At 73.4% G+C, this 1,420-nt stretch carries 2 protein-coding genes; both read left to right on the top strand.

Going from position 1 to position 1,420, the window contains the following annotated elements; all coding sequences use genetic code 11:
- Positions 1–538: PucR family transcriptional regulator (locus tag H5J30_RS33225; RefSeq protein ID WP_181791440.1), on the top strand; the 538-nt coding region annotated here is incomplete at its 5' end.
- A 289-nt stretch (positions 539–827) separates the two neighbouring features.
- On the top strand, positions 828–1,420 hold a 593-nt coding region (locus H5J30_RS33220; protein ID WP_508471153.1), incomplete at its 3' end, for a PucR-like N-terminal domain-containing protein.

Below are 1,420 nucleotides of genomic sequence, written 5' to 3'. Positions count from 1 at the left end.
CGTGCTCGTCGAACTCGCCGACCCGCAGCCGCACATGCTGCTGCCCGGCCCGCTGACCGAGGAGCGCCGGGCCGTGCTGGCCACGGCGCTCGCCGGCTGCCGCGCCGCCATCGGCGTGACCGTGCCGCTCGGCAGGTCCGCGGACTCGCTGCGCTGGGCGCGGCAGGCGCTGGTGCACGCGGAGACCGGCATCGTCCGCGACGAGCCGGTGTTCGCCTGCGCCGACCACCTGGTGACGCTCTGGCTCATGGCCGACCCGCCGCTCGCCGAGGAGCTGGCCCGCCGGCAGCTCGCGCCGCTCGAAGCACACACGCCGGTGCGCCGGGAGCGGCTGGTCGACACGCTGCGGGTCTGGCTGACGACCCGGGGTACGGCGGCGCGGATGGCCCGGCTGCTGCACGTCCACCCGCAGACCGTGCGGTACCGGCTACGCAGCCTCCACCAGCTCTTCGGCGCGCAGTTGGACGACCACGACGAGCGCTTCGCGGTGGAGGTCGCCGTACGCACCCTGCATCTGCGGCGGCACGACGACGGCTGAGCCCCCGCGCGCGGTCCGGGGGGCGGGGAACTGTCACCGGCGTACAAAAGATGCGTACAAGCGCTTGCCGGGTGAGTAGTGGCGCGTCCACTCTGTGTGGGCTACAACGTTCCTTCCGGTAACAGAGTCGAGCCACGCGCAACACCGCGGTCACCGGTGCGCTGCCGGGCACCCGCGGTTCTTCATCCGAACAGTGAGCCGCCGGCCCCCCTACCGGAGGGCACCTGCCCCGCCCACCCCCCACCGGGTCGGTGTCCCCTGCCTCGCCGGCGGCGTGAGGGGTAGACGTATGCCGTCCGAAGTGCAGGCAGTCGCACTGGCCGAGCCGCCCGAGCCGCTGCCGCGGGAACTGGCCGCGCTGATCCGGCCCGAGTTACCGAGCCTCTACCGGGAGATCGTCGCGGCCATCCGCGAAGCGGCGCCCGAGTACGGGCTCCAGATGGGCGAGGCGTACGACCGGGCCCTCAGACTCGGCGTCCGGCAGTCGCTGAACACCTTCACCGACCGCGTCGCCACGCCCCGCAAGCGGGCCGTCAACCTCGCCGAGGTGCACCGAAGACTCGGCCGGTTCGAGGCGCAGGAGGGCCGCAGCCTCGACGCGCTGCAGTCCGCGTACCGCATCGGCGGCCGGATCGCGTGGCGGCGCGCGATGGCCGTGGGCGAGCGCAACCACCTCGCCTCGCACGTGATGAACGCCTTCGCCGACGCCCTCTTCGCCTACATCGACGAGCTGTCGCAGCTCGCCAGAGAGGGTTATCTGCAGGCGGAGGCCGACTCGGCGGAGCGGCTGAAGAGCCTGCGCAGGCGGCTGCTGCGGACGCTGGTCGCCGAGCCGCCCGTGCCGCGCCACACCATCGAGGACATCGCCGCGCAGGCCCGCTG

The organism is Streptomyces phytophilus (assembly GCF_013870535.1).
Lineage (GTDB): Bacteria > Actinomycetota > Actinomycetes > Streptomycetales > Streptomycetaceae > Streptomyces > Streptomyces phytophilus.
Note: the sequence above shows the minus strand (reverse complement) of the source record. Positions and strands in the feature narration are given on the sequence as shown.